General features: G+C 69.7%; 14 protein-coding genes. 8 read left to right on the top strand and 6 right to left on the bottom strand.

Annotated elements, in window-relative coordinates:
- Positions 1 to 27: 27 nt before the first annotated feature.
- From A6A06_RS30990 to A6A06_RS30975, 4 genes are all read right to left on the bottom strand, one after another.
- The gene (locus tag A6A06_RS30990) at positions 28 to 951 is read right to left on the bottom strand and encodes an ABC transporter substrate-binding protein (RefSeq protein ID WP_073766033.1); all 924 of its coding nucleotides are present in this window, start codon (positions 949 to 951) and stop codon (positions 28 to 30) included.
- Positions 952 to 1,031: 80 nt separating this feature from the next.
- Positions 1,032 to 1,706, bottom strand: a complete 675-nt coding sequence (locus A6A06_RS30985) for an ABC transporter permease (protein ID WP_073766031.1) — start codon at positions 1,704 to 1,706, stop codon at positions 1,032 to 1,034.
- On the bottom strand, positions 1,703 to 2,383 hold the full coding sequence (locus tag A6A06_RS30980; RefSeq protein ID WP_073765610.1) for an ABC transporter permease: 681 nt from the start codon (positions 2,381 to 2,383) through the stop codon (positions 1,703 to 1,705). The genes A6A06_RS30985 and A6A06_RS30980 overlap by 4 nt, the downstream gene beginning before the upstream one ends.
- A 122-nt stretch (positions 2,384 to 2,505) precedes the next feature.
- Positions 2,506 to 3,771, bottom strand: coding sequence for an alpha/beta hydrolase (locus tag A6A06_RS30975; protein WP_073765608.1), 1,266 nt, complete (start codon positions 3,769 to 3,771; stop codon positions 2,506 to 2,508).
- Positions 3,772 to 4,359: 588 nt separating this feature from the next.
- On the opposite strand from A6A06_RS30975, the gene A6A06_RS30970 reads away from it, so the two are divergent.
- From A6A06_RS30970 to metG, 8 genes are all read left to right on the top strand, one after another.
- Positions 4,360 to 5,802: a vWA domain-containing protein gene (locus tag A6A06_RS30970; RefSeq protein WP_073765606.1), complete on the top strand. Its 1,443-nt coding sequence runs from the start codon at positions 4,360 to 4,362 to the stop codon at positions 5,800 to 5,802.
- A 280-nt stretch (positions 5,803 to 6,082) separates the two neighbouring features.
- On the top strand, positions 6,083 to 6,520 hold the full coding sequence (locus A6A06_RS30965; RefSeq protein WP_073765604.1) for an SseB family protein: 438 nt from the start codon (positions 6,083 to 6,085) through the stop codon (positions 6,518 to 6,520).
- Positions 6,517 to 7,152 carry a hypothetical protein gene (locus tag A6A06_RS30960; RefSeq protein ID WP_073765602.1) on the top strand — a complete coding sequence of 212 codons (636 nt, stop codon included), beginning with the start codon at positions 6,517 to 6,519 and terminating at the stop codon, positions 7,150 to 7,152. Before A6A06_RS30965 ends, A6A06_RS30960 begins: the two co-directional genes overlap by 4 nt.
- Positions 7,152 to 11,960, top strand: a complete 4,809-nt coding sequence (locus tag A6A06_RS43610; RefSeq protein WP_073765600.1) for a putative T7SS-secreted protein — start codon at positions 7,152 to 7,154, stop codon at positions 11,958 to 11,960. The genes A6A06_RS30960 and A6A06_RS43610 overlap by 1 nt, the downstream gene beginning before the upstream one ends.
- 30 nt (positions 11,961 to 11,990) lie before the next feature.
- On the top strand, positions 11,991 to 12,341 hold the full coding sequence (locus A6A06_RS30950) for a hypothetical protein (RefSeq protein ID WP_073765598.1): 351 nt from the start codon (positions 11,991 to 11,993) through the stop codon (positions 12,339 to 12,341).
- 210 nt (positions 12,342 to 12,551) lie between these two features.
- Positions 12,552 to 14,159 carry an MFS transporter gene (locus tag A6A06_RS30945; protein ID WP_079194482.1) on the top strand — a complete coding sequence of 536 codons (1,608 nt, stop codon included), beginning with the start codon at positions 12,552 to 12,554 and terminating at the stop codon, positions 14,157 to 14,159.
- Positions 14,160 to 14,254: 95 nt separating this feature from the next.
- Positions 14,255 to 15,055: a class I SAM-dependent methyltransferase gene (locus A6A06_RS30940; protein ID WP_073765596.1), complete on the top strand. Its 801-nt coding sequence runs from the start codon at positions 14,255 to 14,257 to the stop codon at positions 15,053 to 15,055.
- 324 nt (positions 15,056 to 15,379) lie between these two features.
- Entirely contained in the window at positions 15,380 to 17,089 is a 1,710-nt protein-coding gene (metG, locus tag A6A06_RS30935) for a methionine--tRNA ligase (RefSeq protein ID WP_073765594.1), read from the top strand.
- 72 nt (positions 17,090 to 17,161) lie between these two features.
- On the opposite strand, the gene A6A06_RS30930 is transcribed toward metG, so the two are convergent.
- Together A6A06_RS30930 and aspS are read right to left on the bottom strand one after the other, a co-directional pair.
- Positions 17,162 to 17,722 carry a Uma2 family endonuclease gene (locus A6A06_RS30930; RefSeq protein WP_242441026.1) on the bottom strand — a complete coding sequence of 187 codons (561 nt, stop codon included), beginning with the start codon at positions 17,720 to 17,722 and terminating at the stop codon, positions 17,162 to 17,164.
- A gap of 148 nt (positions 17,723 to 17,870) precedes the next feature.
- Entirely contained in the window at positions 17,871 to 19,634 is a 1,764-nt protein-coding gene (aspS, locus tag A6A06_RS30925; protein ID WP_073765592.1) for an aspartate--tRNA ligase, read from the bottom strand.
- Positions 19,635 to 19,656 lie beyond the last annotated feature (22 nt).

Below are 19,656 nucleotides of genomic sequence, written 5' to 3'. Positions count from 1 at the left end.
GGTGGCGGGACGGCCGCAACGGCCCGGCTACAGCAGCCCCTTCTTCCGCAGATAGTCCCGCGCCACGTCCTCCGGGAGCCGCCGCCAGCTGTCCACCCGCTGGTTCAGCTCCGCCAGGTCCTGCGTCGTCAGGACGGAGTTGAGCTTGCCGAGGGCCGCGGCGACCCGCGCGCTGCCCGCACGGGCCCGGTTGACCACCGGGACGACGTAGTCCGCGTTCTGGAGCTTCTTGTCGTCCTCCAGGAAGACCAGCCCGAACTGGTCCACCGTCGCGTCCGTGCTGGTCGTGAGCACCATCTGGTCCTGCCCGTTCTGCACCGCCTGCTTGGCGGGCGTGGTGCCCACGCCCTTCGGGTCGACGGCCGTGATGTCGATCCCGTACGTACGCTTCAGGCCGGGCGCGCAGAACGGCCGCTGCACGCACTCGTCACCCGCCGCCAGCCGTACCGGCAGCCCGGCGCGGCCCAGGTCGCTCAGGGTCTTCAGCCGGTGCTGCTTCGCGTACGAGGCGGTCACGGCGAACGCGTTCTGGTCGACGGCCCGGCCCGGCGGCAGCACGGTCAGCCCGCGGGGCGTGGCCAGGCCGCGAAGCGCCTTCATCGTCGTGCCGAGGTCCGGCGAGGCGACCGGGTCGGCGTCGGCTCCGTTGGTCTTGGCGTTCAGCCAGTCGGCGAAGGTCGCCGCGTACTCGGGTACGACGTCGATCTGGCCGCTCTCCAGGGACGGTTCGTACAGCTCCCGGTTGCCGACGGTGAGGATGTCGGTCTCGTACCCGGCCTTGCCGAGCAGCACCGCGTACATCCGGGCCAGCAGCTCGCTCTCGGTGAAACCGGCCGAGCCGATCGAGAGGTGCCGGCTGTCGCCGGGCGCGGCGGTGACCTGGCCGCGGTTCTCCAGCGACGGGCCGGTGGCACAGCCGGAGAGCACGGCCGGCGTCACCAGGGCCGCCAGCCCTGCGAGCCCCGCGAGCCCCGCGAGTTTCCGGCCCGTACGGCGGAGTACGGCCCGGACCGGGCCACCAGGCCGCCCGTTCACCGCGTCCTCCCCCGCGCCCAGACCGGGCCCAGCCGCTGGGCGACCTCGAACAGTGCCTCCATCAGGAGCGCGAACACCGCCACGATCACCGCCCCCGCCACCACCTGCGGAGTACTCGCCAGGTTGAACCCCGCGGTGATGATCCGGCCGAGCCCGCCCCCGCCGACCAGCGCGGCCAGCGTCGCCGTGGCGACCAGCTGCACCGCGGCGATCCGTACCCCGGTCAGCACCAGCGGCAACGCCAGCGGCACCTCCACCCGCCACACCAGCTGTCCGCCGGACATTCCCATCCCGCGGGCCGCCTCCACCACGTCCCGGTCCACCGCCCGCATCCCGACGTACGCGTTGGTCAGCAGCGGCGGCAGCGCGAACAGCACCAGCGCGATGAACGTCGGCCAGTCCCCGTGCCGCCCGAGCGGCGTGAGCAGGAGCAGCACCAGCACCGCGAAGGTGGGCACGGCCCGCCCGACGTTGGCGAGATTGACGGCCAGGGCCCCGCCCCGGCCGAGGTGCCCGAGCGTGACGGCGACGGGCAGCGCGATCAGGCAGGCGGCCAGCAGACAGCCGACGGTCAGCAGCAGATGCTCCGCGAGGCGGTGCCAGATGCCGTTCTCACCGGCCCAGTGCGCGCCCGTGGTGAGCCAGGTCCAGACGTTCCCGAGCGTCCTCATGCGCGCCGCCACGGCGTCAGCAGCCGTTCCAGGCCGAGCAGCAGCAGGTCGAAGGCGACGGCGATGACCACGCACAGCACGGACGCCGTCAGCACCTGCGCCTTGAAGAACGAGTTCATCCCCGCGTAGATGAGATTGCCCAGGCCGCCGTTGCCGACGATGGCACCGATCGTCGTCAGCGCGACGGCGGAGACGGTGGCGATACGCAGCCCGGCCATCGCGGCGGGCACCGCCAGCGGCAGTTCGACGGCCAGCAGCTGCCGCAGCGGCCCGTACCCCATACCGCGGGCCGCCTCCTTCGCCTCCTCCGGTACGCCCGACAGGCCCGCCAGGATGTTCCGTACGAGGAGGGTGAGGGAGTACAGCGCCAGCCCCACGATGACGAGGGTGGACGACAGCCCGTACAGCGGCAGCAGCAGCGAGAACATCGCCAGCGACGGGACGGTGTAGAGCACGGTGGTGATGCCCAGCACCGGCCCCACCGTCCAGTGCCACCGGCGCGCGATCAGCGCCAGCGGCAGCGCGATCACCAGGCCGAGCAGCACGGAGACGACGGTGAGGTGCAGGTGCTGGAGGACCGCGTCGAGGAGGACGTGGCGGCGGGTGGCGAGGTAGTCGCCGCAGATCCAGTCGTTGCGGGCCAGGCAGTCGTCCGGAGGGGCGGCGGTCGCGGTCACTGTAGAAGTCCACCGTGGTGGGGGGTGGGTGTCCTGTGGGGTGGGGCGGATGGGTGAGGCGAGGCGGGGGGTGTACGGGTCGGATCAGCCGGTGGCCGAGGCTGGGGGACGTACCGATCGGCTCAGCCGGTGGCCGAGGGGCCGTCGGCCGGTGACGGGGGCGGTGACGGTGACGGCGCCGAGCCCGCTCCCGGCCGCTTGGGGGGCGTGTGCGCGGACTCCACGTCCTGCGGGAACGTCAGCTGACGGCTCTGCCACTCCAGCGCCGGCGCCACCTCCCGCCGCCACGTCGAGAACTGGTGGCTGCCGCGCGGCAGGATGATGGAGTCCACGGTCATCGGGGGCCGCGCAGCCTCGATGAACCGCAGGGTGTCGCGGTAGTTCGGCTCGCCCAGACGGCTGCTGGACACCAGTGCCGAGACCTGCGGCACGGGCCGGTTCCTCAGACGCCACAGCAGATCGTGCTCACGTTCCCGCCGCCCGGCGGCCGCACCGCTGCCGAACAGGTTCCCCGTCGTCAGGTCGTCCTTGACGGCGTAGTCCCCGGAGAGCGAGACCGCGGAGGTGTAGACGCCGGGGTTGCGCAGGACCAGTTGCAGCGAACACGTACCGCCGGACGAGTACCCGAACGCGCCCCACGCGCTGGGGTCGTGGCCGACCCGGTAGGCCGCCTTGACCGCCTCCGGCAGATCGTGCACGAAGAACGTCTCGGCCCGCGGCCCGCCCGGCACGTCCACACACTCGGTGTCCCGCGGCGGCGCGATCGTCGGCCGGACCATCACCAGGACCGTCGGCTGCATCCGGCCGTCCCCGATCAGCCTGCCCGCGGTCTGCGGAATCTGCAGGTGCTGCGCGAGATTCATGATGCCGCCCGGATAACCGCTGATGACGACGGAGACGGGGAACCGCTGGCGGCGGTACTGGCGCTGGAAGTACTGCGGCGGCAGATAGACGAAGGCCGGGTTGATGACACGGGTGCGGCGTCCGACGATCCGTACGGACTCCACCTTGCCGACCTCACCGGGCGCGCCCTGCGGCAGGCCGGTCACCCGGTCCAGGCCCTGCGCTCCCGCGGGCTGCACCAGTCCGCCCCGGAGGCTGCCGGCGTCGGCGTACCGCGCCTTGCCGCCCTCGTTCACCGCCACCGGCGCCTTCTCGGTCCTGCCCAGCAGCTCGTCCCAACTGCTGTAGAACTCGAAGCTGGAGTTCACGGCCAGCGCGAGCGAACACAGGATCGCCACCTGCGTGACGAGGATGGACGCGAGCCTGCCCAGTACGGGGAGCACACCGCACAGGGACAGCCGCGGCCACAGCCACACCGTGAGCGCCACACAGGCCACGGCCAGCGTGACCATCGCGAATTCGAGCGACTGGCTGGTCAGCCCCATGCGCCCACATCTCCTGTCACCCGTACGAGGGTTGTCCGGGGCGCCCGGACCGCCGCGGCCCGGCCCTCCAGGACCGCCGCCAGAGTCAACGGGCAGCCGGGCCGATGGGTCACCACACAGCCCACGGCCGCCACGGCCCGGGTCTCCGCCGCGGTCCGCGCCGCACCGGGCCCCGGTCGCGACCGCCTCGTACCGCCCCCCATGTGACGTGCGCAGACGTACACATGACCGGCCCCGCACGCCGGCTCTCCCCAACCTCCACTTCTTCCTCACCACCCCGCATCGCACATACATCCGCACCCGCCCGGACTCACCGCACCCGCCCGGCCTCGGTCGCCCCCGCCTCTTCGCACACCCGGCCGCCGCACATACGCTCTCCCTGCGCACGCCCCACGCACCCCCCACCCGCACACCACCCGCACACCATTCCAAGTCGCAAAACACCCAAACGGGGCGTGCCGCGAGACGCGCGGGGTCCCACGATGGGACCGGCCCAGGCGGCTACCCTTACGTGTCCGGCCTGGTCAGGGACATGTCCGCGCTTCTCGGACATTCGCCGCACCCCACACACGCTAGAGAGGTTCGCCGATGGGCATTCGGAGTCTGCTGCGCAACGCTTTCGGTCGCTCCAAGGCGGCCCGCGAAGAATCGAACGAGGCGGCGAGCGGCACGCGGGCGCCGGAAACGGCGACGATCCCGGAGGCCCGCGAAGAGGCCACCCCGGAGCCCGCCGCCCCCCGCAGCCCCGCCGTCCCCGACCCCACCGTTCCCACCGCCCGCACCGCGCCCGCCGACGCACCGGCCGACGCACCGGCCGCGTCGCTCCCTGCCCAGGGCACCTCGTCCGAGGACTCCCGCGTGACCGTCGGCCCTTCGCGCTCCGAGGGGGCGGCTTCTGAGGACTCTGAGGGGGCGACCTCTGAGAGGGCGACCTCTGAGGATTCGGCCTCCGATCTCGTCACTCAGGCTTTCGACGCACCCAAGCCGGCGCGCGCTGCGGAGACGGTTAAGGCGGAGGCGAAGTCGGAAGCGAAGCCGGAGACACAGCCGGAGGCGAAAGCAGAGCCGTCGGCGAAGTCGGAGCCGTCAGCCGAGGCCGCGCCCGAGCCCGAGTCCGCGCCCACTCCCGTAGCCAAGGCCAAGACGGAGCCTGAGGCCAAGACGGAGCCGAAGGCCGAGACTCAGCCCAAGGCCGAGACTCAGCCCGAAGCCGAGACTCAGCCCGAAGCCGAGGCGGAGCCCAAGGCCGACCCGGCCCCCGCCCCCACGCCCGACCCGGCCCCCAAGGCGGAGACGGAACCCACCGCCCCCGCCGCCCCCTCCCTCACCAAGGTCGAGTCCCAGGCCCCCGGCCTCGTCAGCCTCTACAAGGCCGCGCGGGTCTCCCTTGAGAAGCAGGGGCTGGCCACCCAGCGCGCCGCGGTCTACCTCGTCCTCGACCGCTCCGGCTCGATGCGCAACTACTACAAGGACGGTACGGTCCAGCACCTGGCCGAACAGGCCCTCGGCCTGTCCGCCAACCTCGACGACGACGGCACCGTGCCGGTCGTCTTCTTCTCCACCGACGTCGACGGCACCGCCGAGCTCGACCTGGCCAACTACGCGGGCCGCGTCGAGGAGCTGCACGCGGGTCTCGGCCACATGGGCCGTACGAACTACCACTGGGCCATCAACGCCGTGATCGAGCACTACGAGAAGTCCGGCGCGTCCGACCCCGCCTTCGTCATCTTCCAGACCGACGGCGCCCCCACCTCCAAGCCGGCCGCCGAGAAGGCGCTGTGCGAGGCCGCGAAGCTGCCCATCTTCTGGCAGTTCGTCGGGTTCGGCGACCCGGACGCCAAGGGCTTCGACTTCCTCCGCAAGCTGGACGACCTGGCCGTACCGGAGAAGCGCGTCGTCGACAACGCGGGCTTCTTCCACGCCGGCCGCGACCCCCGCGCCGTCGCCGACGCCGACCTCTACCAGCAGCTCATGGTGGAGTTCCCCGCCTGGCTCCAGGAAGCCCGCACCGCCGGCATCCTCCCCGCCTGAGGCCCCGCCCGCACCCCACCCGCTCCCCCAGCTTCACCCAGCTCCACCCACCGGCCGCGGCCGGGCCACCCGGCCCGCCGCGGCCGCCGCCATTTCCCGCACACCCCACACCCCTCACATCCCACACACCCCGTACGCCCCGAACCCCCCACCCCCGACGCATTAGTTGAATTCTCCATCACACCAACAACCCGACCTCTTCCCACCGGCCTCAGGCCCACTGTCAGTGCCATGTGTAAGAGTGTTCGACGTTGACCACACGGGGGTGGGGGAGACCGCTATGCCATTGACCGAAGAAATCGCCGATATGTACGCGTATGAAGGCGACCCGGCGGCACTCATCGGGGAATTCCGGCGCACCAGCGTCCTGGTGCCCGTATCCGACGACGCACTCATGACCGCCGAATGGGGCGGAATACGCTGGCTCTACGCATTCACGGACGAGGACGCGCTCAACCGGTTCGCCCTGACCAGGGGAAGCGCTCCGGAGACCCGATGGCAGTACGTCTCCGCACTCGGCGCCCGGCTGCTCGACGTCGTCGTACCGGCCGTCCAGGGCCCGGCAGGCGTCGCCCTGGACGCCGGCAGCGAGCAGGGCATGCTGTTCCCGCCCGCGCCCGGCATCGTCCCGGATTCCGTAGCCGTACGGACCGATGACGGCGACCAGGCACCGCCCGACCCCGCGGCCGCCACCCGTCCGGGCGGTGAGCGGATATGAGCGCGGGCGGTGGCTACAAGCTCGACCAGCAAGCACTTCAGCAGGTCAGCAAAGGCATCAACGACACCATTTCGGAGCTGAAGGAGCTGGGCTTCGACAGCCAGGCCCAACTCGGCCACGGCTTCGAGAAGATCCAGTTGTCCGGAATGGAAGCCGGACATGCCGAACTGGCATCGTCTTTCGAGTCGTTCTGCGAGCGCTGGACCTGGGGTGTGCGCGCCCTGGTGCACGAAGCGAATTCCTTCGCCCGCCGCCTCGACCTGTCGGCCGGTCTTTACCACGAGCAGGAGCAGTACGTTTCGAGCCAGCTCAAGAACACGGCGAATGCCGCGCTGGGCAACCCGACGCTGACCGCGGAAGACCTCAAGAAGAAGTCCTGGGACCAGGTCCTCTCCGACAACCCGATCACGCAGGTCAGGGACGCCGACTACGACTTCAACTCGCAGGCTTCGACGGAGGCGCACGAAAGAGTGCTCCAGTCATGGGACCAGACGAAGAAGGAGTGGTCCACGTCCGGCTGGGCGGGCGACGCCGATCACAATCTGGCCATGAAGGCCATGGGCATCGGCCAGGACAAGCCCACGAACCCGCAGGGCGGCCAGGGCGGCCAGGGCGACGGGGGTGAGGGCTGATGGGCGTGGGAGACGTCATCAGCGGGCTGGGAAACGCCCTCGACTCCGCGGCCGACAAGGCCGGCGACCTCATCGACGGCGCCAAGGAGAAGGTGGGCGAGGGCGTCGAGTTCGTCACCGACAAGACCGCCGACGCGCTGGACTCGGTCGGCGCGGAAGGAGTCGCCGACTCGGTCCGCTCCGCGGGCGAGGACGTCGCCGACAGCCTCGGCGCCCACGTCGACGAACGCAACCTCGGCGAGTCCGACGACCCCAAGGCGCTGATCCACGGCGACGCCTCCGCGATCAACGAGTCGGCCTCGCACCTGAAGGACTTCTCCGCCGCCTTCGAACGGGTGGGGCAGGGCCTGCGCAAGCTGGACTCGGGCGGCTGGGAGGGCAAGGCGGCGGACAGCTTCCACGAGGAGTTCGACGCCCACCCGAAGCAGTGGATGCAGGCGGCGGACGCCTGCGAGGCGGCGGGCAAGGCCCTGCACGCGTACGGGGAAACGGTCTCCTGGGCCCAGGGCAAGGCGCAGACGGCCATCGACAAGTACAAGGCCGCACAGGACGTCACCAAGAAGGCCGTCGACACCTACCAGTCCCAGGTCGACACGTACAACGCCAAGGCGGACGCGTACAACGCCGCCCTGGAGAAGAACGCGGACCCGGGGCAGAAACCCCAGAAGCCGGGCGCCTTCTCCGACCCCGGTGCCGAAGGGCGCAAGGCCGCCCAGGAACTGCTCAAGAACGCGCGCCACCAGCGTGACGAGGCCGCGGAGCGCGCCCAGCACGCCATCACCCAGGCGCTGGCCCACGCCCCGCGGGAGCCCAAGTTCACCGAGCAGCTGCTCTCCGACGTGTCGGACGGCGCGGTGTCCGGCGGCATCCAGCTGCTGCACTTCGCAGGCGGCGCGCTCAGGGCCGGTACCGAAACGGTGAAGCTGGTCCGTACGGTCAACCCGCTGGACATCTACAACATCACCCACCCCTTCCAGTACATGTCCAACCTCTCCACCACCCTCATGGGCCTCACCACCACCGTGGCCCACCCCGAGCGGCTGCCCAAGGCCCTGCTGGGCACGGGCTGGGGGAGCGACCCGGCGGACGCGGCCGGCTCCATGATCGTCAACCTCGTCGGCGGCAAGGGGGCGGGCGGCCTGGCCAAGGGCGCCGCCAAGGCCGGCGCGAAGGGCCTCGCCAAGGACACCGCGCGCTCCGCGGTCAAGGACGGCGGCAAGTCCGCCCTGCGCGACCGCGCCCGCCGCGCCTGGTGCAAGACGTTCGGCAGCGACCCGATCGACATGGCCACCGGCCGCATGGTCCTGCCGCAGACCGACATCACCCTGCCCGGCAGCTTCCCGCTCACCTTTGCCCGTACGTTCGAGTCGTCCTACCGGACCGGCCGCTGGTTCGGGCCCACGTGGATGAGCACCGTCGACCAGCGCCTGGAGATCGACGCCGAAGGTGTCGTCCTCATCGGCGAGGAAGGCACCCTGCTCGCCTACCCGCACCCGGCCGTCGGCGTCCCCACCCTCCCCGTCGAGGGCGAGGGCCTCCCGCTGGAACGCACCCCGGACGGCGACTACTTCCTCACCGACCCGGCCGGCGGCACCCGCTGGTACTTCACCACGTACACCGACGACATCGCGGTCCTGGACGAAATCTCCGACCGCCGCGGAAACCGCCACACCTTCGACTACGACGAGACCGGCACGCCGACCGCGATCACCCACAGCGCCGGCCACCGCCTGCTGTTCACCACCGAAGCGGGCCGCATCACCGCCCTCCACCTGGCAGGAGCGGCACCCGGCGGCGGCGACCAGCTCATCCGCCGCTACGGCTACGACGAATCCGGCAACCTCGCCACGATCACCCACAGCCACACCCACGCGCACGCTCACACCCACGCCACCGGCCGGCCCCTGCGCTTCACCTACGACGCCGCGGACCGGATCACGTCGTGGACGGACACCAACAACAGCTCGTACAGCTACGTCTACGACGACCGGCACCGCTGCATCTGGCAGAGCGGCACCGAAGGCCACCTGCGCGCCCACTTCACCTGGGGCGACCCCGACCCCGACACCGGGCTACGCACCAACCTCCACCACAACTCCCACGACCAGGTGACCCGCCACCTGGTCAACGACCGCCACCAGATCGTCGCCACCACCGACCCGTCCGGCGCCACGACCCGCACCGTCCGCGACGCGAAACACCGCGTGCTGTCCGTGACCGACCCGCTGGGCCGGTCCACCCACATCGCGTACGACGACGGCCGCCCCACGCAGGTCACCCTCCCCGACGGCAGCCGCACCACGTCCACGTACGACGACCGCGGCCTGCCGCTCACCACCACCGGCCCGGACGGCACCACCTGGACCCACACCTACGACCTGGGCGGCAACCGCACCTCCACCACCGACCCGTCCGGCGCCACCACCCGCTACGCCTACGACGCCCGCGGGCACCTCTCCGCCGTCACCGACGCCCTCGGCAACACCACCCGCCTCTACTGCGACGAAGCGGGCCTGCCGCTCTCCACCACCGACCCGCTCGGCGCCCGCACCCACTACCGCCGGGACGCTTTCGGCCGCATCACCTCCGTCACCGACCCCCTCGGCGAGACCACCCACCTCGTGTGGACCGTCGAAGGGCAACTCGCCACCCGCATCGACCCGACCGGCGCCGCCGAACACTGGTCGTACGACGGCGAAGGCAATCGCACCTCCCACACCGACGCCCTCGGCCAGGTCACCAGCTTCGAATACACCCACTTCGACCTGCTCGCGGCCCGCACCGACCCGGACGGCACCCGCCACACCTTCACCCACGACACCGAGCTGCGCCTCACCCAGGTCACCAACCCCCAAGGCCTGACCTGGAACTACGCGTACGACGCAGCCGGCCGCCTGACCTCCGAAACCGACTTCGACGACCGCGTCCTCGCCTACACCCACGACGCGTCCGGCCAACTCGCCGGCCGCACCGACGCCCTCGGACAGGTCACCACCTACACCCACACCGCCCTCGGCGACCTCGCCGAGAAGAACGCCGCCGGGCTGACCACCACCTACGCGTACGACACCGCCGGCCGCCTCCTGCGCACCGCCAACCCCGACGCGGCCATCACCTACACCCGGGACGCCCTGGGCCGCGTCACCACCGAAACCGTCAACGGCCGCACGCTCTCCTTCACCTACGACGCCCTCGGCCGCCGCACCTCCCGCACCACACCCACCGGCGCCACCGCCACCTACACCTACGACGCCGCCGGCAACCGCACCCACCTGTCGGCCTCCGGCCACCCGCTCGCCTTCGACCACGACGCCGCCGGCCGCGAAACCACCCGCCACCTCTCCGACGCCCTCACCCTCACCCAGTCCTGGGACCCCACTGGCCGCCTGACCTCCCAATCCCTAACCCCCACCCCTCCCAACTCCCCTTCTCCTTCCCCCTCTTCCTCCTCCCCCTCTTCCCCCTCTCCTTCCTCCCCTCTCTCCCCCTCCTCCCTCCTCTCCCGCACCTATACCTACCGCCCAGACGGCAACCTCACCGGCATCGACGACTCCACCCGCGGCCGGCGCACCTTCGACCTCGACCGCGCGGGCCGCGTCACCTCCGTCAACGCCGCCAACTGGACGGAGACCTACGCCTACGACGACTCCGGCAACCAGACCCACGCCACCTGGCCCTCCGAACACGCCGGCACCGCCGCCCAGGGCCCCCGCACCTACACCGGCACCCGCATCAACCGCGCCGGCTCCATCCGCTACGAACACGACGCCCTCGGCCGCGTCACCCTCCGCCAGAAAACCCGCCTCTCCCGCAAGCCGGACACCTGGCACTACACCTGGAACGCGGAAGACCGCCTCACCGCCGTCGTCACCCCCGACGGCGCCCTCTGGCACTACACCTACGACCCGCTCGGCCGCCGCACCGCCAAACACCGCCTCTCACCCGACGGCACCACCCCCCTCGAATCCACCCACTTCACCTGGGACGGCCCCACCCTCACCGAACAATCCACCACCACCCCCACCACCCCCACCTCCCTAACCCTCACCTGGACCCACGACGGCCTGACCCCCCTAACCCAATCCGAACGCAAACTCACCACCGCCACCCCCCAACACGCAATAGACGAACGCTTCTTCAACATCGTCACCGACCTGGTCGGAACCCCCACAGAACTCATCTCCGAGTCCGGCGAAATCGCCTGGCAATCCCACCCCACCCTCTGGGGCACCACAACGTGGAACAGAAACGCCACGGCCTACACACCACTCCGCTTCCCAGGCCAGTATTTCGACCCGGAGACACAGCTTCACTACAACGTTCAGCGTCATTACGATTCGAGCACCGGGCGGTACCTGTCAGCCGACCCACTGGGGTTGGAACCCTCTGACAACCCAGTCAGCTATGTAGGAAATCCAGCCACATGGTGTGACCCACTCGGGCTTTCACCTTGCACTGCGGATGTCAACCCTAGAAAACTCGACTACCTATTCAACAAGAATGTGAAACCGGATCCCCATAACACACCCAGAGCCAAACAGAATGCGGAGCAACTTCGTAGCATAGGGTTCCACGACACCCCTGCTTCGCGTCAGTTCGTAACCGATCACCTGAAGAATGCCACCCGCAACGGATTCTCTGAGACGTTCACCAACCAGTGGGGGAATTTCGGCAAGACACACTCAGTCATCTACGGGCCACACGGCATCCGCAGCGCAGAAAGCAGTTGGCAGATCCTGGACGACGGCAGCCTGCGACTGTCAACCGTGATCTTCAGTGGCGGCGGCCGCGCCAGCTACTATGGATAAACAGTCGACGACAAAGATGGAAACGAACCTATGAGCGCCTTCCTCGAAGTCCCGGACTCCAACAGATTCGCAGAAGAGTTTGGCGTAACCCCTGAAGGCAGGGCCGACGACGATGTCCAGTCGGTTAACTTCCTAGAGGTGACCGGACAGGACCTGACGCTGTCGTACAGCAGCCTGGAGAGATCAGTCAGGTTGCGCCTGCGCCAGGGGCAGGAAGAGTTGATTGACATATACCGGGAAGACGCCACTCTGATGCGCATCGACACAAGCAAGGGAAGCACTGGCATCACCGTCGCTTTCAGCATGGGGGAAGTCGACGGAGAATTGCGCATCCAAGTATTCCCGAGCATTAAGATCTACGACCAACTGCTCCGCCGTTAGCACATGTAGTCATGATCCCGCGCGGCCTAGCATCGACCCGAGATGACCATCAGCGGCGCGGCGGGGCAGCAGGCGTCGAGCGCCCGCCAGCAGCAAGCCTACGCTGAGCGCGTCGCGACCGCCTCGGGGAGCGGAAAGACATCAGGTGCTCTACCGTGGATCGTCGGGGCGAAAAAACCATACATGGCCGGCCAGCGAAAGCAGGGCGTCATGCACCGGATTAGCAGCACCTCCGTCAATACCGACCACAGCGCTTCAGAGCCTGATCCCCGGCGTTGGTGGGGGCTTGTTGTTATTGCGTTGGCGCAACTGATGGTTGTGTTGGATGCGACGATTGTGAATATCGCGTTGCCGTCCGCGCAGCGGGAGTTGCATATGTCGGACGCGAACCGGCAGTGGGTCATCACCGCGTACACGCTCGCGTTCGGTGGGTTGTTGCTGCTGGGTGGGCGGATTTCCGACCTGGTGGGGCGGAAGCGGGCGTTCATCACGGGGCTGGTCGGGTTCGCCATCGCATCCGCGCTGGGTGGGGCGGCCACCGGGCAGGGGTTGTTGTTCGGGGCGCGGGCGTTGCAGGGCGTGTTCGCGGCGCTGCTGGCGCCGTCCGCACTGGCGTTGCTGACGACGACGTTCACCGACGGCAAGGAGCGAGGGAAGGCGTTCGGGATCTACGGCGCCATCGCGGGTGGCGGGTCGGCGATCGGGCTGATCGCGGGTGGCCTGCTGACGGAGTACCTGGACTGGCGGTGGTGTCTGTACGTGAATGTGCCGATCGCGGTGGTGGCGATCGGCGGAGCCTGGGTGTTCCTGCATGACCGGCGAGGGGCCGGCGGGGCCCGGCTGGATGTGCCGGGTGTGGTGTTGGGGTGCGGCGGGCTGGTCGCCATCGTGTACGGGTGCAGTGAGGCGCAGCCGCGAGGGTGGAGTGACGGGCTGGTCATCGGGATGCTGGTGGGCGGAGCCGTGTTGCTGGTCGTCTTCGCGTGGTGGCAGGGGCGGGCGCGTTCTCCGTTGCTGCCGCTGCACATCGTGCGGGACCGCAACCGTGCGGGTGCGTTTCTGACCATGGCGCTGGCGGTCATCGCCATGTTCGGGATGTTCCTGTTCATGACGTATTACCTGCAGGTGGTGCTGGGGTACTCGCCGGTGAAGACAGGCATGGCGTTTCTGCCGATCACGGCGGCGATCATCATCGGGTCGACGCAGATATCCGCCCGGCTGCTGCACCACATACCGCCGCGCGTGCTGATGGTGCCGGGTGCGGTGTTCGCGGCGGCGGGACTGTTCTGGCTGACGACGCTGACCGCCGAACCCGCCTACGTGTCGCACGTACTGCCGTCGGAGCTGCTGGTCGGCCTCGGAATGGGCCTGATCTTCATGCCGGTGATGTCCACGGCCACATCGGGGGTGGCGCCTGAGGAGTCCGGGGTGACGTCCGCGACCGTCAATACGGCACAGCAGGTGGGCGGTTCGATCGGTACGGCCCTGCTGAACACGATCGCCACGTCGGCGACCGCGACGTATCTCGGGAGTCATCTGGCCACGGCCGCCAGGGAGGCGGGCGGGCACCTCACACCTGCGGTGCGGGAGGGGGTGGTGAAGGACGGCGTCGTGCACGGGTTCACGGTGGCCATCGGGTGGGGTGCGGGGATCATGCTGCTGGCGGCGGTGGTCGCGGGCGTGATGGTGAACGGGAAGGCGCCCAAGCACGGGCCTGCGCCGAGCGGCGGCCCCGGCCCAGGCGACGGCCCCGGCTCAGGTGGCAGCCCCGGCGGTCCGGGGGCGGCTTCGGAGGGGGCGAACACACCCGCCTCATGAGCGGAGGCGCCGAGCCCCCGCTACGCGCCCCCGCCTCAGCACGCCGCACCTCCATACGCCCCACCCACCCCGCCCCACCTCAGTACGCTGGCCCCGTGTTCACCCCCGAGGGACCCACGCTCCGTGAGCTGGCCGTGCAGGCGCTCTCCTCCGTCGAGCGGGGCTATGACCTGCTGGCCCCGAAGTTCGATCACACGCCTTTCCGCACTCCCGACCGGATCCTCGACGCCACCGCGGAGACCCTGCGCGGCCTCGGATCGCCCGACGGTACGGCCGCCGCCCCGTTCGAGGCGGGGCTCGATGTCTGCTGCGGTACGGGGGCGGGCATCGGCGTGCTGCGGGCGCTGTGCCGGCGGACGGTGGTCGGGGTGGATTTCAGCGCTGGAATGCTCGCCCTGGCCGGGGAGCGGAGCAGCGGGGAGCGGAGCAGCGGGGAGCGGAGCGGCGGGGAGCGGAGCGGCGGGGAGGCAGCCGGGGCGCCCGTCCCGGAGTACGTTCGCGCCGACGCCCGCTCCCTGCCCTTCGTCGGCGCCTTCGACCTCGCCGTCACTTTCGGGGCTCTCGGCCACTTCCTGCCCAGTGAGCGCGCCGCGGTGTTCCGGGGTGTCCACCGGGCGCTGCGGCCGGGTGGGATCTTCGCCTTCCCCATCGCCGCGCCCCCGCACCCCCGCTCCGCGCTGTACTGGACGCTGGCCGGCTTCGACGCGGTGATGCGCGTACGGAATGCGCTGTGGCGTCCGCCGTTCGTCATGTATTACCGGACGTGCGCGCTGCGCGACGTGCGGGCCGATCTGCTGGCGGCCGGGTTCGCGGTGGAGCTCGTACCGGTGCGGGGAGCGGCCCGCCGGGCCGACGGCAGCCCGGGGTGGGGGCTCGTGGCGGCCCGCAAGCGGTGATCATTCGACGGGGCCCGCCCGCCGAAAAGCCCGGCACGCCCCCGCACGACCCCGCACGCCCCCGCACGACCCCGCACGACCCCACACGCCCCCGAGCGGCCCGCAAGCCCCGCACAGCCACCGTGCGTCCCCCGCACAGCCCCCGGGCCTCCCCGCACCGCCGCCCCTCGGACGATCACCGGACGATCAAGGCACGCGCAGGCAAGTGCAGCCACGTCCAGGACGCGGAAAACCACGCGCGGTACCCCGGTACCCGTCCAGTACGATATTGACGTTCCGTAGAACAAAACCTCACTCACCGTAGCAACTTGGGAGCAGCCGGCAATGGCTCGACACCTCATCACCAGCGCCCTTCCGTACATCAACGGGATCAAGCACCTGGGCAACATGGTGGGGTCCATGCTCCCGGCCGACGTGTACGGGCGGTATATGCGCCAGCGCGGCCACGAGGTGCTCTACATCTGTGCGACGGACGAGCACGGCACGCCCGCCGAGCTGGCGGCCAAGGCCGCCGGCCAGTCCGTCGACGCGTACTGCGGCGAGCAGCACGACGCGCAGAAGGCGATCTACGACGGCTTCCACCTGCAGTTCGACCACTTCGGGCGCAGCTCCTCGCAGCAGAACGTGGAGCTGACGCAGCACTTCGCGCGCAAGCTGCACGAGAACGGCTTCATCGAGGAGCGGGCCATCCGGCAGGTCTTCTCGATCACCGACGACCGCTTCCTGCCGGACCGCTACATCGTCGGCACGTGCCCGCACTGCGGTTACGACAAGGCCCGCGGCGACCAGTGCGAGAACTGCACCCGCGTCCTGGACCCGACCGATCTGATCGACGCGCGTTCGGCGATCAGCGGCAGCAGCGAGCTGGAGGTGCGCGAGACCAAGCACCTCTTCCTGCTCCAGTCCGCGCTCCAGGGCGAGGTCGAGCAGTGGATCGACGACAGCAGCGACGAGTGGCCGACGCTGGCGTCGTCCATCGCGCGCAAGTGGCTGACCGAGGGGCTTCAGGACCGGGCGATCACCCGTGACCTGGAGTGGGGCGTGCCGGTCCCGGCCGACGTGTGGCCGGAGCTGGCTGCCGAGGGCAAGGTCTTCTACGTCTGGTTCGACGCGCCGATCGAGTACATCGCCTCGACGAAGGAGTGGGCGGACGCCGACCCGGCGAACCGCGACTGGAAGTCGTGGTGGTACGAGGCCGACGACGTGCGCTACACGGAGTTCATGGCCAAGGACAACGTCCCGTTCCACTCGGTGATGTTCCCGGCCACCGAGCTCGGCACGCGCGAGCCGTGGAAGAAGGTCGACTTCCTCAAGGCGTTCAACTGGCTGACGTACTACGGCGGCAAGTTCTCCACCTCGCAGCAGCGCGGCATCTTCACCGACGCGGCGCTGGAACTGCTGCCCGCCGACTACTGGCGCTACTTCCTGATCGCCAACGCGCCGGAGTCCGACGACACGTCCTTCACCTGGGAGCTGTTCTCCTCCTCGGTCAACAAGGACCTGGCCGACACCCTCGGCAACTTCGTCAACCGGGTGCTGTCCTTCTCCCGCAAGCGCTTCGGCGACGAGGTGCCGGCGGGCGCGGTGGCCGGAGAGGCCGAGGCGAAGCTGGGCGGGCAGATCGCCGAGCTGCTGGCGGAGTACGAGAGCCACATGGAGGCGCTCCAGTTCCGCAAGGCGGCGGCGGCGCTGCGGGCGCTGTGGAGCGCGGGCAACTCCTACCTGGAGGAGAAGGCCCCCTGGCTGGAGATCAAGACCGACCAGGAAGCGGCGGCGTTGACGCTGCGGACCGCGATGAACCTGATCCACCTGTACGCGATCGTCTCGGAGCCGTTCATCCCGGCGGCGGCGAAGGCGATGCGGGGCGCGTTCGCGCTGGACGGCGACACGGCGGCCTGGGTCACCACGGACGAGGCCCGCGCGCTGGCCTCGGTCCCGGCCGGCACGGCGTTCACCGTGCCGCCGGTGCTCTTCGCGAAGATCACGGAGGACGACCTGGAGTCGTACCGGGAGCGGTTCGGCGCGGCGGAGTAGGCGGACGGACATGACGCCGAGGGGCCCGGAACCGTTCACCGGTTCCGGGCCCCCGGCATGCGCGGGCGGCGCCTACGCGGACGTACCGCCATACGGGTGCCAGCCCGCCGTCCGTACGGTGAAACCCATCGGTTCCGGCAGGGGAATCTCCTGGCCGAAGATGCCCTTCGCGGTCTCGACGTAGTGGCGGCCGTCGAGCTGGAGCACGTGCCAGGTGGCGTCGTTGGGATCGACGATCAGGTACACGGGGATGCCGGCCTCGGCGTAGCGCTCTCGCTTGTCCTCCCAGTCCCGCTTGATGGCCGTACGGGTCGTGGAGACCGTTTCCACGACGGCGAGGACGATCTGCGGCGGCAAGTCCGCTTCCGCGAAGTCGGGGGCCGGGCGGTCTTCGGCGCGGATGATGACGGCGTCGGCGCGGGGCCGGTAATCATCGGCCACCAGGATGCCACGCTCACTCCATGCCTCGAAGGGCTCTGGAGTGTGCCGGACGAGGCTGCGGGCGGGGAGATCATGAACGATCCCCGGATTCGCCTGCATGACAAGTTCACCGTCGAGCAGTTCGGCACGCAGACCATCGGGAATGTCCTGCTCGTGCCACATCTTGATGAGCGCGTTGATGTTGCTGTCCACTGGAAGTCCTCCCGGCGCGCCGTCTCGCCCCCAGCATAGGCTGCCGCAACGCACGAGGGGCCCGGAACCATGTGCTGGTTACCCGGAGCGTGGCACGCGAAAGGGCCCGCGATCATACGATCGCGGGCCCTTCACACGTACGAACGAACTACTTCACCTGCGGCTTGCGGATCGACAGGTGCAGTTCCTTCAGCCGCGACTCCTCGACCTCCGACGGTGCGCCCATCAGCAGGTCCTGGGCGTTGCCGTTGAGGGGGAAGGCGATGGTCTCGCGGATGTTGGGCTCGTCGGCGAGGAGCATGACGATGCGGTCGACGCCGGGGGCGATGCCGCCGTGGGGCGGGGCGCCGAACTTGAAGGCGCGGAGCATGCCGCCGAACTCGGCTTCGACGGTGTCCTTGTCGTAGCCGGCGATGGCGAACGCCTTGTACATGACGTCCGGCTCGTGGTTGCGGATGGCGCCGGAGGACAGCTCGACGCCGTTGCAGACGATGTCGTACTGCCAGGCGAGGATGTCCAGCGGGTCCTTGGTCTCCAGCGCCTCCAGGCCCCCCTGCGGCATGGAGAACGGGTTGTGGGAGAACTCGATCTTGCCGGTGTCCTCGTCCTTCTCGAACATCGGGAAGTCGACGATCCAGCAGAAGCGGAACTCGCCGTCGACGAAGTGGCCGGTGCGCTTGGCCGCCTCGACGCGGACCGCGCCCATGATCTTGGAGACCTCGTCGAACTCGCCGGCGCCGAAGAAGACCGCCGAGCCGGGCTTCAGGTCCAGGGCCTCGACCAGCGACTTCACGTCGTCCTCGGTGAGGAACTTGGCGATCGGGCCGGACAGGGCGTTGGACTCGCCGACGCGGACCCAGGCCAGGCCCTTCGCGCCCTGCTGGACGGCGAAGTCACCCATCTGGTCGAAGAACTTGCGCGGCTGGTCGGCGGTGTCCGGCACGGCCAGGGCACGTACGTGCTTGCCGGCGAACGCCTTGAAGCCGGAGCCGGCGAAGACGTCCGAGACGTCGACGAGCTCCAGCTCGGCGCGGAGGTCCGGCTTGTCGGAGCCGTACTTGAGCATCGACTCGCGGAACGGGATGCGCGGGAACGGCGAGGTGACCGTGCGGCCGCCGCCGAACTCGGTGAACAGCTCGGTCATCAGCTGCTCGATCGGGCCGAAGACGTCCTCCTGCTCGACGAAGCTCATCTCGACGTCGAGCTGGTAGAACTCGCCCGGCGAGCGGTCCGCGCGGGCGTCCTCGTCGCGGAAGCAGGGCGCGATCTGGAAGTAGCGGTCGAAGCCCGCGATCATCAGCAGCTGCTTGAACTGCTGCGGGGCCTGCGGCAGCGCGTAGAACCGGCCGGCGTGCAGACGGGACGGGACGAGGAAGTCGCGGGCGCCCTCGGGGGAGGTCGCGGACAGGATCGGCGTCGCCATCTCGTTGAAGCCGAGGGCGGTCATCTTGTGCCGGATGGCGGAGATGACGGCGGTGCGCAGCATCAGGTTGCGGTGCATCCGCTCGCGGCGCAGGTCCAGGAAGCGGAATTCGAGGCGCTTCTCCTCGTTGACCCCGTCCTCGGCGTTGATCGTGAAGGGGATCTGCTCGGCGGCGCCCAGCACCTCGACGGCCGTGACCTCGACCTCGATCTCGCCGGTGGGCAGGTCGGGGTTGACGTTGTCCGCGCCGCGCGCGGTGACCCGGCCGTCGATCCGGACGACGGACTCCTTGGTCAGCGAGCCGAGCGCCTCGTTGGCGGGGGTGCCGGGGCGGGCGACGAGCTGGACCAGACCGTAGTGGTCGCGCAGATCGATGAAGAGGATGCCGCCCAGGTCACGTCGATTGTGCAGCCAGCCGCTGAGGCGGACGTCGGTGTCGACGTCCGCGGCTCGGAGCTCGCCACAGTTATGGGACCGGTACCGATGCATCGCTCATCCAAGTCGTCGCAAG

The organism is Streptomyces sp. CB02923, assembly GCF_001905005.1.
In the GTDB taxonomy this organism is placed as follows: Bacteria; Actinomycetota; Actinomycetes; order Streptomycetales; family Streptomycetaceae; genus Streptomyces.
This window is presented reverse-complemented; position numbering and strand designations above follow the sequence as displayed.